General features: G+C 69.9%; 11 protein-coding genes. 7 read left to right on the top strand and 4 right to left on the bottom strand.

From position 1 onward, the window contains the following. Nucleotides 1-974: 974 nt before the first annotated feature. Complete coding sequence (locus tag AB0I59_RS28075; protein WP_358137646.1) at nucleotides 975-1682, bottom strand: hypothetical protein; 708 nt, start codon at nucleotides 1680-1682, stop codon at nucleotides 975-977. A 251-nt stretch (nucleotides 1683-1933) separates the two neighbouring features. Between AB0I59_RS28075 and AB0I59_RS28080 the strand changes: the two genes are divergently transcribed. Further along, nucleotides 1934-2860 (top strand): alpha/beta hydrolase family protein, encoded by a 927-nt coding sequence (locus tag AB0I59_RS28080; RefSeq protein ID WP_061257773.1) that lies wholly within the window; start codon nucleotides 1934-1936, stop codon nucleotides 2858-2860. Between the two features lie 113 nt (nucleotides 2861-2973). Continuing rightward, nucleotides 2974-3777, top strand: a complete 804-nt coding sequence (locus AB0I59_RS28085; protein ID WP_358137649.1) for a hypothetical protein — start codon at nucleotides 2974-2976, stop codon at nucleotides 3775-3777. Here AB0I59_RS28085 and AB0I59_RS28090 read toward each other — a convergent pair. Then, nucleotides 3750-5105, bottom strand: a complete 1356-nt coding sequence (locus AB0I59_RS28090; protein WP_358137652.1) for an MFS transporter — start codon at nucleotides 5103-5105, stop codon at nucleotides 3750-3752. The genes AB0I59_RS28085 and AB0I59_RS28090 overlap by 28 nt on opposite strands. 239 nt (nucleotides 5106-5344) lie before the next feature. On the opposite strand from AB0I59_RS28090, the gene AB0I59_RS28095 reads away from it, so the two are divergent. The 5 genes from AB0I59_RS28095 (at nucleotide 5345) to AB0I59_RS28115 (ending at nucleotide 10766) form a co-directional block, all read left to right on the top strand. Beyond that, nucleotides 5345-7042, top strand: a complete 1698-nt coding sequence (locus tag AB0I59_RS28095) for an ABC transporter ATP-binding protein/permease (protein ID WP_358137654.1) — start codon at nucleotides 5345-5347, stop codon at nucleotides 7040-7042. Next, nucleotides 7039-8886: a thiol reductant ABC exporter subunit CydC gene (cydC, locus tag AB0I59_RS28100; protein ID WP_358137656.1), complete on the top strand. Its 1848-nt coding sequence runs from the start codon at nucleotides 7039-7041 to the stop codon at nucleotides 8884-8886. The genes AB0I59_RS28095 and cydC overlap by 4 nt, the downstream gene beginning before the upstream one ends. An 18-nt stretch (nucleotides 8887-8904) precedes the next feature. After that, the gene (locus AB0I59_RS28105; protein ID WP_358137659.1) at nucleotides 8905-9027 is read left to right on the top strand and encodes a hypothetical protein; all 123 of its coding nucleotides are present in this window, start codon (nucleotides 8905-8907) and stop codon (nucleotides 9025-9027) included. Between the two features lie 244 nt (nucleotides 9028-9271). Further along, nucleotides 9272-9679, top strand: a complete 408-nt coding sequence (locus tag AB0I59_RS28110) for an ArsR/SmtB family transcription factor (RefSeq protein WP_061257777.1) — start codon at nucleotides 9272-9274, stop codon at nucleotides 9677-9679. 160 nt (nucleotides 9680-9839) lie between these two features. Beyond that, nucleotides 9840-10766 (top strand): cation diffusion facilitator family transporter, encoded by a 927-nt coding sequence (locus tag AB0I59_RS28115; protein ID WP_358137971.1) that lies wholly within the window; start codon nucleotides 9840-9842, stop codon nucleotides 10764-10766. Nucleotides 10767-10924: 158 nt separating this feature from the next. Here the strand turns inward: AB0I59_RS28115 and AB0I59_RS28120 are convergent, their stop codons facing one another. Both AB0I59_RS28120 and AB0I59_RS28125 read right to left on the bottom strand, forming a co-directional pair. Then, the gene (locus tag AB0I59_RS28120) at nucleotides 10925-11794 is read right to left on the bottom strand and encodes an ABC transporter substrate-binding protein (RefSeq protein WP_358137662.1); all 870 of its coding nucleotides are present in this window, start codon (nucleotides 11792-11794) and stop codon (nucleotides 10925-10927) included. Between the two features lie 29 nt (nucleotides 11795-11823). Further along, nucleotides 11824-12579: an SDR family NAD(P)-dependent oxidoreductase gene (locus AB0I59_RS28125; protein WP_358137665.1), complete on the bottom strand. Its 756-nt coding sequence runs from the start codon at nucleotides 12577-12579 to the stop codon at nucleotides 11824-11826. Nucleotides 12580-12701 lie beyond the last annotated feature (122 nt).

Consider the following 12701-nt stretch of genomic DNA (forward strand, 5'->3'; position numbering starts at 1 on the left):
GCCGTCCAGCCTGGCGATATCGATCCGGTCCAGCACGGCGGCCAATCCCACGCCCGGGGGCATGTCGCCCAGGCCGTCGGGGATCGGCTGCCGTTTGATATTCACATCGCAACGCTAACAACCGCCACCGACAAAAACGCACCCACGATGGCCTGCGCAGAAATCCGTGGAGCGTTTATCTGGAATCACAATTCGCTTCTTGAGATGTCCGTCGGGCGCCACGGCCACCACGGACGCGGGCCGGTCGACGCAAGTGTTCCGCTTGTTGTTGCCTCCGCACAGGCATAAATGCTTTTTGGGCGAGAGGTGTCGGAAGTCCAGATTTTCTGGGCGCGCATGCGCGTGATTCTTCCGAAAGGTGACGGGGTCGCGGGGCCGGGTCGGGGGTGGGTTGGGCGAGGCGGTGGGGCTGCTGCGAGGGCGCGGCTGCGGCGGAGGAAGCAGAGGTCCGGGGTCGACGGACAGGGGCGGTGGTTGCGGCGAATCGGTGGAGGACCACCCTGCGGGTCGCGGGACAGGGTTTGGGATGGCTCCTGGGACAGGTTTCGGTGAAGAGCCTGGGGCGCCGGTCGGTGATTCTGTCGAATAGGTGACGGGAGCCCGCTGCTCGACCGCGGTGCCCCGATGTCCACCGGCCCATTCGCGGTCTCGCGCAGGGCTGGGTCGTGGTCACGTCCCGCGGGCTGGGGCCGCGGTCACGTCCGCGGGGCTGGTCGTGGTCACGTCCGCGGGGCCGGGTCGTGGTCACGTCCGCGGGGCTGGTCGCGGTCACGTCCGCGGGGCTGGGTCCGGGGGTCGCGCTGGGCGGGGGGATCGGGGCTGGACCCTGACGCGGCTGCGGTGAAGAAGGCAGCGGTCTGGATTCCTGTCACGGGTGCGCATTGGCTACGGGGAGCCGTGACGCAGAGATCCAGCGGCCCGGATCCATCGCATGGATCCGGCCACGACAGTGGCGACGAGTGTGGGCGAGTGCCTCAGAGGACGGCGCCGGGCTTGAGTAAGCCGAGCGCCGCCGCCGCGAGCACGCTCGCCCAGATCACCCAGACGTACGGCAAGCAGCCGTCGACTGACTTCTTGAGCGTGCGCTCCACCTCGGGAGTCGAGCCGGTGGCCATCAGAGTCCCGAAGGCGGGGCCGAATGGGCGGAGTGTACGCCGGATGCCAAGCCCGGCGGTGATCGCCAGCGTGTAGAGAAGGATCTTCCCGCCGAGCCACCTGGGGTTGGTCGTGACGCCGAACGGTTCGGCCGCCGCCATCGTGTAGATCGCGGAGCAGGCCATCGCGGCGATCACGCCGATCCTGATCGCCCAGTCTGTCATCCGTACCATCGGGAAGCGGCCGTGCGTGCGGTGCTCGGCCACGGCCACGGCCAGCCATGCCAGGGCGAAGACCCAGGTCGCCGCCACGAACCACCATGGGAACAGTGGGATGCCGAACGCGCTGGCACCGTGCGGGTCGAGCGCCATCAGCGTGACCCCACTCGGCAGGAACAGTACGAGGCACACCTTCGGCCCCAGGTCCAGTCCGCTCATGACGGCGAGCGCCGTCGCCCGAGCCTGCGGAGTCAGTGAAGGCTTGAGCACGAACCGGCTTGAGTAGAAGACGCCCAGATCGCCGCCCAGCCAGAACACGAACAGCGTCAGGTGAAGGACGATCCACCAGCCGTGTGGGTGCGGTCCCATGCCGATCCTTTCGTTTCGATACGAGAAACATCGTTTCCGAATCATACGAGCGGCGCCGCAGGTGTGGACGGTCTTGGCATGGACGATTCCGCTCACTTCGGGAGGTGTGCGACGCATGGCGACTCGGAGCGGCCATGCGCGATCGGGGTCCCGATCCGTGCTGTTCGTGTGACGTAGGTCACGTATGCGGGGCGCCCCCTGTGGTCCATCATGCAGGGAAACACTGTTTCCTTAGGAGGAACGGAGCGCTCGTGAACCCCCTCAAGCTGCTCTTACGCATGTCCGTACGGCTGACCGCCGTGCTCGTCCTGCTGGTGGCGGCCGCACTGACGGCTCCCGCCGCCTCGGCGAGCACGCAGATCCTCAACTACCGGGAGGAGATCCACGGCGACGCGAGCACCGTGTGGTACCCGGCGAACCCCGGCCGCAGGCTGCCGGTCGCGCTGATCATGACCGGCGGTAAGGTCAAGCGCGACCATTACGAGCGTTTCGCCCAGACGCTGGCCGGCTACGGGTTCGTCGTGGTGATCCCCGACCACTACCGCCTGGTGTTCACGTCGTACGGGATCTATCCGAGTGAGTCCGTCCTCTGGAACATCGACGACTGGGCGCACGACCAGCTCAATGACGGCTCCTCGCCGGTACGTGACATCGTCGACCCGGAGAAGATGGTCGTCTCCGGCCACTCCTTCGGCGGCGCGGCCACGCTCTACGCAGCCGCGAACAGATGCCAGATCCCGTTCTGCTTCACCCTGCTCTTCCAGCATCCGCGCGAGCTGAAGGCCGTGGTCCTGCACGGCACCAACACCACGAACAACGGGGCGGTCGACGCGGTGGCCGTGGACGGCATCCCCGTCATGTTCGTGAACGGCTCCCAGGACGGCGTCTCCACCCCCGACGAGGCGCACGAGACGTTCACCAAGGTCTCCGGGACGCCCTCGGCCGCGTACGTCTCGCTGCTCGGGGCCAACCACTACGGCCTCGCCGACGAGAACAACCCCAACGGCGCGGATCCCGACTCCAGCGCTCCCACCCTCTCGCAGGAGGTATCGGCGGAGACGGCGGCCCGTTGGACCGCCATGTGGTTCCTCGCGAGCCTCGGCGACACCGCCGCCCACGACTACGTCCATTCCACGGGCGACGCGTCCGACCCCAACGTCACGGTCGAGTTGCGCTGACCGGTACCCCGTACGGCGTGGCGACCGGCCGGGATCTCCGGCCGGGTCGCCGGGTCTGTCCCCCTGCGAAATCGGATGGTAGTGCTGTGGAATACCCCCCATCTCTGGCGCTCATGGATTTCTTACCTGTATTCGCCATGGCCACCGGCATGGTCCTGCTGGTTCCCCACGTCAGCAGGATCGCCGCGCCCCTGGTAACGCGCGTCGCGCAGGCCGGAGCGGTCCTCGTCGTGACCGGCGGCGCGCTCAAGGCCATCTGGAAGACCATCGTGGCCTTCGGCGGGCCCGACATCACCTGGCTGGCGGCGGCCCAGTTCCCCTTGCTCGGACCGGGCTTCACGCTGCTCGCCTGGGCGGTGCTCGCGGTTCACCCGAGCGGAGGAACGTACGGAGGAGTCACCGAAGGAGCCGACCCGCTGACCGGCCGGGCCGAAAGGCACGGGGTCGAGGGAAGCGGCGTCGAGGGAAACGGTGGTGAGGAGAACGGCGTCGAGGGAAGCGGTGGTGAGGGAAGCGGTGGTGAGGAGAACGGGGCCGGACGGCCCGCGGGCACGCCGCCCCTGTGGGCCTTCGCGGGCTTCGCCATGGTCGGCCTCGCCGCCGCGTTCGCCGTCCGGGCCACCTGGCCGCTGCTCCTGGTCACCACGGTGTCGTCGACCGTACTCGCCGTACGGCTGCTCCTTATGGCCCGGCGGGCGGGCGAGACGGTGGGGTCGTTCCTCCTCGGCTTCACCATCATCGGCACCTATTCCATGGGGATGCTGGCCAGCCGCCCGGAGCAGACCATCACGTTGCAGTGGCTGGAGGAGTCGCTCAACACGCTGATCTGGACGTCCTTCGCCACGGCGGTCTGGCGGCTGGTCCGGGTGCATGCCCGTCAGGGCGGAGGTCACGCCCGGACGACCTCCGCCTCGTAGCTGGATCGGGCCCGCAGCACGGCCAGCCCGCTGGCGGCTGTGGGCACCAGCAGTACGGCGAAGGCGTAGAGCAGTGACCCGAACAGATCGGACACCGCCCCCACCAGCAACGGCCCGACCGCGCCGCTGAGCGCGAGCGTGAACTGGAGTACGGCGAAGCCGACGCCGCGCCGTTCCGGCGCCAGCACGTCGGCGAGCGCGGCGGTCAGGTTGGCCATCGCCGCGCAGAAGAACGCGTTGGTGAACAGGAACATCCCGATCCGCACCCCGAGCACCGGAACTCCGATCGCCAACCCGAAGGATGCCGCTCCCGCCAGCAGGCTGACACCGCTCAGCGTGACGCGCCACGCCGGGCGGCGCGCCTGCCCCCTGTCACCGATCCGGCTGCCGGCCAGGGTGCCGACGATGATGCCGAGCAGTCCCACCCCTCCCGCGAGACCCGCGGCCGTACCCGCCTCAAGGCCGCTGAAGCGCTGCATGAAGGTGGTCAGCCACCACATCAATCCGCTGATGCCAAAGAACAGAAGTCCCATGCCGACGAAGATGAGCCGCACGGACCTGATGGTGATGATCTGCCTCATCTGGGGGAGGACGTCGCGCATGCGCGGCTTCATGACGGGTGCGCTCACCGTGGGCTCCTCCTCGGCCGTGGGGTTCTGGAGGCGGCCGAAGCGGTCGCCCAGGCCGCGGACCGGCTCCCGGAGCGTCAGACAGACGATGGCCACGAGCAGCCCGGGGACCACGATGAACAAGAAGGCGTTCCGCCAGCCGTACGCGGCCCCGACGGCCCCGCCGAGCGCGACGCCGATGGGCGTCCCGGCGAAGTAGGCCATGCGCTCGAACCCGAAGGCCCGGGCGCGTGATGCCGACGGATAGTAGTCCGCGATCAGGCTGGCGGCGGGCGGGCTGTAGAGCTGGCTCGCCCCGCCGAGCAGGACGCGCACCCCGAAGAAGATGGCGAAAGTCGGGGCCAGACCGGAGCCCAGGGTGAGCAGCGCCCATGATCCGACGACGGCGGCCATGAGCCCGGTCCGCCGTCCGGTGTCCGCGAGATAGCCGGCGGGCAGGAGCAGGATCGCGCTGGCCGCGAGAGCCGCGGTCGAGATCGCCCCGGCCCACGTGTCGCCGAAGCCGAACTCCTCCTGGATCAGTGGGAGGGCGCCCGCCACCAGAGAGGACTCGATCTTGTCGATGAGGGAGACCAGCGCGATGACCACCGCGGGCCACCAGCCGAGAGGGGCGGCCCGCCCCAGCCGGATCCGGCGCGGAGGGCGACCGGCGTAGACGCTCATCTCGATCTCAAGAGGCTGGGACTCGGTGTCGCGCATACGGTCTCCCCAATTGCTCAGACCTCTTGACTGAGCAGCCGTTCAGATGACTTCATAGTGAAACACCGTTGCCATGAGGGAAACAAGGCTTGGAGGAACCCCATATGGATGAGCTTCCGGCGGTCGGCGGCGCATCGTCCGGACCACCTGAGTCCGGACCGCCCGAGCCTGGACCGCCCGAGCCGGGACCACCCGAATCCGAGGCCCCGGGACCCGGCTCGCCGAAGCCGGAGTCGCTGATGAGTGCGATCCGGGGCCGCGTGCTGGTCTCCGTCGTTGGCACCTGGCTTCAGGCGCTGGCCACGACGGCGCTCCTGCTGCTCCTGGGCGGCGCGATCGGAGAGATCGCGGCAGGGCGGATGCCGGATGGGGGACTGGCGGCGGGCCTCGTGGCCGCCGGGGTTCTGCGTGCGGTGTTCGCCGCGGCGGTTCCCGCCGTCACCATCCGGGCGGGCGGACGCCTGGAGGTGCGGCTGCGGGAGCGGATCTACCAGCACCTGCTGCGGCTGGGCGCCCCACTGCGCTCCCGTGAGCAGACCGGCCATCTGGTCTCCACCTCGACCGAGGCGGTCGAGCTGGTGGCCACCTACTACGCGACCTTCCTCGGCCCGATCATGGCGTCGATGACGGTGCCCGTCTGGGTGCTCGCCGCGATCGCGCTGTTCATCGACCCATGGACGGCGCTGATCCTGGCGGCGGCCGTGCCGGCGATCCCGCTCACGGTGGGCGTGTTCGAGCGGGCCTTCGCCAAGGTGAGCGCGGGCTACCGGGACACCGCCAACCGGCTGGCCTCCCGTTTCCTTGACGCCTTGCAGGGCCTGTCCACGCTCAAGCTGTTCAACCAGGGCGGCGCTCACGGACGGGTGCTGGCGAAGGCGTCGGAGGACCTGCGCCAGGCGATCATGCGATTGCTCGCCGGGAACCAGGTGATCTTGTTCGTGGTCGACGCGGTCTTCTCGCTGGGGATGATCACGGCCGCCGCCGTGCTGGCGATGGTGCGGATGCGCGAGGGCGCGATCGGCGTCGGCGAGGCGGTCGCGCTGGTGCTGCTGGCCACCCAACTCGTCGAGCCGCTGGACAAGGTCGGCCAGTTCTTCTACGTCGGCATGGGCGGCATGGCCGGGGTCAAGGAGATCAAGGCGCTGCTGGCCGAGCGGCCGGCCGTACCCGACACGGACGGTCCGGCCCCCGCCACCACGGACGCCGGGGTCGAGTTCGAGGACGTGAGCTTCGCCTACCTGCCCGGCTCTCCGGTGCTCACGGGCGTGAACCTGCGGATCGCACCGGGGGAGAAGCTCGCCCTGGTCGGCCCGTCAGGCTCCGGCAAGTCCACTGTCGCCGCGCTGCTGCAGCGCGACCTCGCCCCCGGCCGGGGCGTGATCCGCGTCGGCGGCCACGATGTCGCGGCCGTGCCGGGAGCCTGGACGCGCGAGCAGATCACCGTGGTGGCGCAGACGACCTACCTGTTCACCGGCACGCTGCGCGACAACCTCAAGGTGGCGGCCCCCGACGCCGACGACGAACGGCTGTGGCAGGCGCTGCGCGTCGCCAACCTGGACGCGTTCGTCAGGAGCCTGCCCGCCGGTCTGGACACCCCGACCGGCGAGCGTGGCCTGATGCTCTCGGGCGGACAGGCCCAGCGGGTGTCGATCGCGCGGGCGGTGCTCAAGGACTCGCCGATCCTGATCCTCGACGAGCCCACATCGAACGTCGATCTGGAGTCGGAGGCCGCCATCCTGGCCGCCCTCGACCGGCTCACGGTCGGCCGGACCGTGCTCATGATCGCTCACCGGCTGTCGACGGTACGGGACGCCGACCGGATCGTGGTGCTGGAGGACGGCCGGGTAACCGAGCAGGGTACGCACGAGGAACTGAGGTCCGGCGCCGGACACTACGCCCGCGCCGTACGGCGGGCAGAGGCGGAGGCGAGCTCATGAGGTCAGCGGAGACGACCCCCGCCGAGACCACCCGAGAGACGGCGCGGGAGATGACCCGCGCCGAGATCACCCGGCGCCTGCTCGGCTTCGGCCGCCGGTTGCGGGCGCCGTTGGCCACCTCGGTCATCTTCCGGGTGGCGCAGATGTGCCTGGGCATCGCGCTGTACGGCGTGGGCATGTGGGGCGCGGCCCGGGTGGCGTCCGGAGACCTCGGAGTGATCACGCCCGTCGCCGTCGCGATGATCGCCATCGCGTTCGTCAAGGCACTGTTCCGCTACGTCGAGCAGTACTTCGGGCACTTCGTCGCGTTCAAGCTCCTGGCCATGCTGCGCGGGGACTTCTATGCCGGGGTCGAGCCGCAGGCACCCGCCGGCATCGAGGGGCGGCGCACCGGTGACCTGCTCGCCCGCGTGATGAAGGACATCGACCGGATCGAGGTGTTCTACGCGCACACCATCGGCCCGGCCATCGCCGCCACGATCGTGCCGATCATCTCCCTGTCGGTGCTGGCCGTCGGCTTCAGCCCGGTGGTCGCCGCGGTGCTCCTGCCGTTCTTGATCGGTGTCGGCGCCGTCGTGCCCTGGCTGAGCCACCGGGTCGCCGCGACGGCGGCCGCCGACCTGCGGCGGGTCCGCGGTGATGTCTCCCAGCACATGACCGACGGTGTCCAGGGCGTCCGCGAGGTGCTCGCCTTCGGGTACGGCAGGCGGCGGCTGGACGAACTCGCCGCCCTGGGTCACGCCGGGACGCACGCCGTCGGCAGGCTCGGCGCGCTCATCTCGATGCGCCGCGGCCTGAACGAACTCCTCGTCGCCGCCGGGGTGACCGCCGTCCTGTTCACCGGCGCCGCGGAAGGACTGTCCTGGCAGGATGTGGCGATCACCGTGGCGATCGGCCTGGCCACGTTCGGGCCGGTGCTGGGTGTCGAGGAGTTCATCGCCGACCTGGAACAGGCGTTCGCCGGAGCCCGCCGCATCTGGGAGATCACCGACCGGCCGCCCGCGGTGGCCGACCCCGCCGACCCGGTCCCCGCGCCGGTGGAGACGTCGATCTCCTTCCACGACGTGACCTTCGGCTATCCCGCCGAGGTTCCCGGCCTGACACCCCCGGCGGTCGCGGGAGTCTCCTTCACCGTCCCGGCGGGGAAGCGGTACGCGGTGGTGGGCACGTCCGGCTCGGGCAAGACCACGCTCACCTCGCTCCTGCTCCGGTTCTGGGACCCCGACGCCGGGTCGATCAGCGTCGGCGGGACGCCCGTCGACCGGATGAGGCTTGCCGACCTGCGCGATCTCGTCGCCGTGGTCGGGCAGCGGACGTACCTGTTCAACGACTCCGTAGCGGCCAACCTGCGGGTCGCCAAGCCCGACGCCACCCAGGCCGAACTGGAGATCGCCTGCCGCCGCGCCGCCCTGCACGACACCATCACCGCGATGCCCGACGGATACGACACCGTGGTCGGCGAGATGGGCGAGCGCCTGTCCGGCGGCCAGCGGCAGCGGCTCTCGATCGCCCGCGCGCTGCTCAAGGACGCCCCGATCCTCATCCTGGACGAGGCCACCTCGCAGCTCGACGTCCACACCGAGGCCGAGATCCAGCGGCAGATCGACGATCTCGCGGGTGGACGCACCCTCCTGGTCATCGCCCACCGCATCTCCACGGTGACCGGCGCCGACCGGATCCTGGTGATGGACCGCGGGCGCCTCGTCGAGCACGGCACTCACCGAGAACTGCTCGCGGTGGACGGTGCGTACGCCCGCCTGCACGCCCGGCAGGCCGACGCTCTCGACGATCTCGGCAGGGGCGGCGAGACGGCGGACGAGATCGCGGGTCAGGCGTCCTACTGAGTCAGGCGCCCCACTGATGTGTGGCCGTGGGGAGGGTGCCACCTCGCCGAGGGGCAACTGGAGAACGGCACCATCGGCAACTTCTACGACGTCGTCCACTGGTACCAGACCCCGGCGCCGTACGACCCCGCAGGTCTCTGAGCCACCGCCGCCGGACCGGCCCTTCCACGGCCGGTCCGGCCCGCCGGGCGGCAGCCGTACAGGTGCCCGGCCGACCCAGGAAGGATCGTCGTCTTCATTGACTTCCCAGTTCCCAGTGAGAAGCGGTGCGCTCTCCGCGGTCCGCGCGCACAGCGAAAGGCCCCCCGCCGACGGGCCTGATGCCAGGAAATCCTCCTGTTACGATGCTGATGCACACTTGAGCATCTATTCAGGAGTTACTGCTATGGACGCCGTTACGGGGCTGGACGCCTGCACCACCCGCGAGCCGGATGACGCACGGGTCGCGGCGACGCGCGAGCACCTTGTCACGCCGGACGAGGCTTCCCGTCTCGCCGACCAGTTCCGCCTGCTCGGTGACCCGACCCGGGCCCAGATCCTGTACGCCCTGCTCGAAGCGGGGGAGTTGTGCGTGTGCGACCTGGCCACGGTGGTCGAGGTGAGCGACACCGCCGTGTCCCACGCGCTGCGCCTGCTGCGGGCGGCGAGGATCGTGGCGAGCCGCCGCGCCGGACGCATGATCTACTACCGGCTCGCCGACGCTCATGTGCGCATGCTGCTCGATCTGAGCCGGGAACACCTGCGCCACGGAACCACCGGCGACCGGGAGGAGCGTCGTGCCGGACACGCCTGACCACATCGGCCGTGATCACGACGGCGATCACGGACAGTCACACGGCCATGACCACGCACATGGGCCCGGACCTGAACATGGACACGAGCACGGACATGAGAATCCGCGCGGAGATGGGAACGGCCACGGTCACGGTCACGGTCACGGGCACGGGCATGCGATCGGGGTCGACGCCGACCGGCGCTATCTCCTGGGGGCGCTCGGCCTGATCGTCACCTTCATGGCGGGCGAGGTGGTCGTCGGCCTGGTGGCGAACTCGCTGGCCCTCATCTCCGACGCGGGGCACATGCTGACCGACGCCAGCGCGATCGTGCTGGCACTGATCGCGATGCGCATGGCCGCGCGCCCTCCCCGGGGCGCGTACACCTTCGGCTGGAAGCGCGCCGAGATCCTCTCCGCGCAGATCAACGGCGTCACGCTGCTGGTGCTGGTCGCCTACTTCACCTACGAGGGTGTGCATCGCCTGATCGAACCGGCCGACGTCGCCGGCCCCCTCGTGCTGGTGACCGCCCTGATCGGGATCGCGGTCAACGCCGCCGCGACCTGGCTGCTGGCCAAGGCCAACCGCGCCAGCCTCAACATCGAGGGCGCGTACCAGCACATCCTCAACGACATGTACGCCTTCATCGCGACGGCGGTCGCCGGTCTGGTGGTGTGGGTGACGGGCTTCCGGCAGGCCGACGCCATCGCCGCCCTCGTCGTGGCCGCGCTGATGGCGAAGGCAGGCTTCGGGCTGCTGCGCGACTCCGGCCGCATCCTGCTCCAGGCGGCACCCGCGGACCTGGATCCCGACGAGATCGGTGCCCTCCTCGCCCGGCAGCCGGCCGTACTGGAAGTGCACGACCTGCATGTGTGGGCGGTCACCAGCGGTTACCCCACGCTGTCGGCCCACGTGATCGTCGAGCCCGGGTCGGACTGCCATCAGGTGCGCACCGCACTGGCGGGGTTGCTCGACGAGCGATTCCACATCGACCACACCACCCTCCAGGTCGATCACGGTCCGGGCGACGCCGCCGCGACGCACGCCGAACCGCAACGGCACTGTTCCGACCCGCACGGCCCGCGACACCGCAGGACATCCGTGTGACGGTGGCGGTCCCCGCCCGGCGCCGCCGGGCGGCGGAGCGGGCGAGGTCAGCCGGTTGGCCGGCGATGGTCGGGGAGCGCGGCCAGGGCCACTTCAGCACGCTCATCAAGGGGACCAGCCAACTCGATCACCGGGCACCAGATCAAGCAGTGTGTCGTTCACGTCGCGGTGCGGTAGAACTCGGCCGCGGTGACGGTGGCGGGGACGCCGAGTTCGGCGGCGACCACGGTGATCGCGGTGGCGCCGACGGCGAGGTCGGCCTGGCCGTCGGTGGCGAAATACGGCGCGATGAACGTCTCGTAGTGGACGCGGGCTTCGTCTGCGGTGTGTCGGCCGAGGAACGTCCGGATATGCCGAACCGTGGTGTCGGGTTCGTTGTGGATCACCTGCAGGGCGCGCCGGTGGGCTCGTACGACGGCCTGGACCGCGGGGTCGTCCTGGTGGATGTAGGTGGGGTCGACGGCCACGCCTACGGTGGGGATCTGGAAGTGGTCGCCGACCCAGGCCAGCACCTGCCAGCCGTGCTCGGCGGCTATCGCCTCCGGCGCCATGGTGCTGCCGACCAGGGCGGCGTCGATCCTGCCCTCGTGCAGCCAGCGCAGGTCCATGCCGTAGTCGCCGGGCGGGCGGACGATGGTGTGGATGTCGCGGTCCGGGTCGAGGCCGACCTGGCGCAGCACGATCCGGGCGAAGCACCCGGGTGCGGTGTGGGGGGCGTGCACCGCCAGCCGTCGGCCGGCCAGGTCGGCCAGCGAGGTCAGGCCGGGCCGGGCGAGGAACCAGAACAGCGGGCGGTGGGTGTTGACATTGAGCGCGACCCACGGGATGCCTTGGGCCAGTCGGGACACCAGCGCCCGGCCGAGCCCGATGGTGGCTCCGTGGCGCAGCCGCTCCTCGTCCCAGGAGCAGCCGTCGCGCAGCGCGACGTGGACGTTCTCGTCGGCGTAGTAGCCCTGCTGGTCGGCGATGTAGGCGACCAGTTCCTCGTGCAGGCCCCGCCCGACGTAGGCGAGATCGATCGTGTACATGAACGCTTTTCCTTGATCGTGTCACCGCGTCAGTACATGGACATCCCGCCGTTGACCGCGGCCGTGGTGCCGGTCATGAAGGCGTTGTCCTCGCCGGCGTAGAAGGCGACGGCCTGGGCGACGTCGCCCGGGTGTGCCAGGCGGCCCAGAGGGGTGGCGGCCACCTGCCGCTGCTTGTGCTCCTCGTCGAGCACATCCGCCATGCGGGTGTCCTCCACCGGGCCGGGCTCGACGACGTTGACCGTGATGCCCCGCGGGCCCAGTTCCTGGGCGAGGTATCGGGCGAACTGCGCCAGCGCGGCCTTGGCCGTACCCAGTGCGATCATGCCCTCCCGGGGCCGGCGGCTGAGGCCGGTACCGAGATAGACGATGCGTCCCCAGCCCTGTTCGGTCATGGCGGGCAGGACGGCTTTGGTGACCGCGAACGCCGCACGCATCTCGTCGTCGAGTTTGCCGCCCAGTTCTTCCCACGTCATGTCCTGGAACGACTTGATCACATACGGGGTGAGCGCGTTGTGCACGAGCACGTCGACGCCGCCCCATGCCGCCCGGACCTGCTCGATCATGCTGTCGACCGCCGCTGCCTCGCGCACGTCGGCCTGCACGGCCATGGCCCGGCCTCCTGTGGCCTCGATGTCGGCCACGACCTCCTCGGCCGCCGTGCGACTGCGGAGGTAGTTGACCACCACGCGCATCCCTCGTGCGGCCAGAAGGCGCGCGGTGGCCGCACCGATTCCACTGCTGGCCCCTGTCACCAATGCCACCCTGCCGGTTGCCCCGGTCACGGGCCCACCTCCTGCTCATCATCGCGGGCCGTCGGCATGACCGCCCGGAGTCGAGTGCCGGCAACCGCGACACCCTGCAGTGATTACGGAGCGTAGCAGTGGAAATACATGCCGCTGTCGAC

The sequence above is a fragment of the Microtetraspora glauca genome (assembly GCF_040656155.1).
Classification (GTDB): domain Bacteria; phylum Actinomycetota; class Actinomycetes; order Streptosporangiales; family Streptosporangiaceae; genus Microtetraspora; species Microtetraspora glauca.

Excerpts from the sequence above, each read along its gene's own strand:
- AB0I59_RS28090 (WP_358137652.1), bottom strand. The coding sequence starts at position 5,105 with ATGCGCGACACCGAGTCCCAGCCTCTTGAGATCGAGATGAGCGTCTAC.
- AB0I59_RS28095 (WP_358137654.1), top strand. The coding sequence starts at position 5,345 with ATGAGTGCGATCCGGGGCCGCGTGCTGGTCTCCGTCGTTGGCACCTGG.
- cydC (WP_358137656.1), top strand. The coding sequence starts at position 7,039 with ATGAGGTCAGCGGAGACGACCCCCGCCGAGACCACCCGAGAGACGGCG.
- AB0I59_RS28110 (WP_061257777.1), top strand. The coding sequence starts at position 9,272 with ATGGACGCCGTTACGGGGCTGGACGCCTGCACCACCCGCGAGCCGGAT.
- AB0I59_RS28075 (WP_358137646.1), bottom strand. The coding sequence starts at position 1,682 with ATGGGACCGCACCCACACGGCTGGTGGATCGTCCTTCACCTGACGCTG.
- AB0I59_RS28085 (WP_358137649.1), top strand. The coding sequence starts at position 2,974 with ATGGATTTCTTACCTGTATTCGCCATGGCCACCGGCATGGTCCTGCTG.
- AB0I59_RS28120 (WP_358137662.1), bottom strand. The coding sequence starts at position 11,794 with ATGTACACGATCGATCTCGCCTACGTCGGGCGGGGCCTGCACGAGGAA.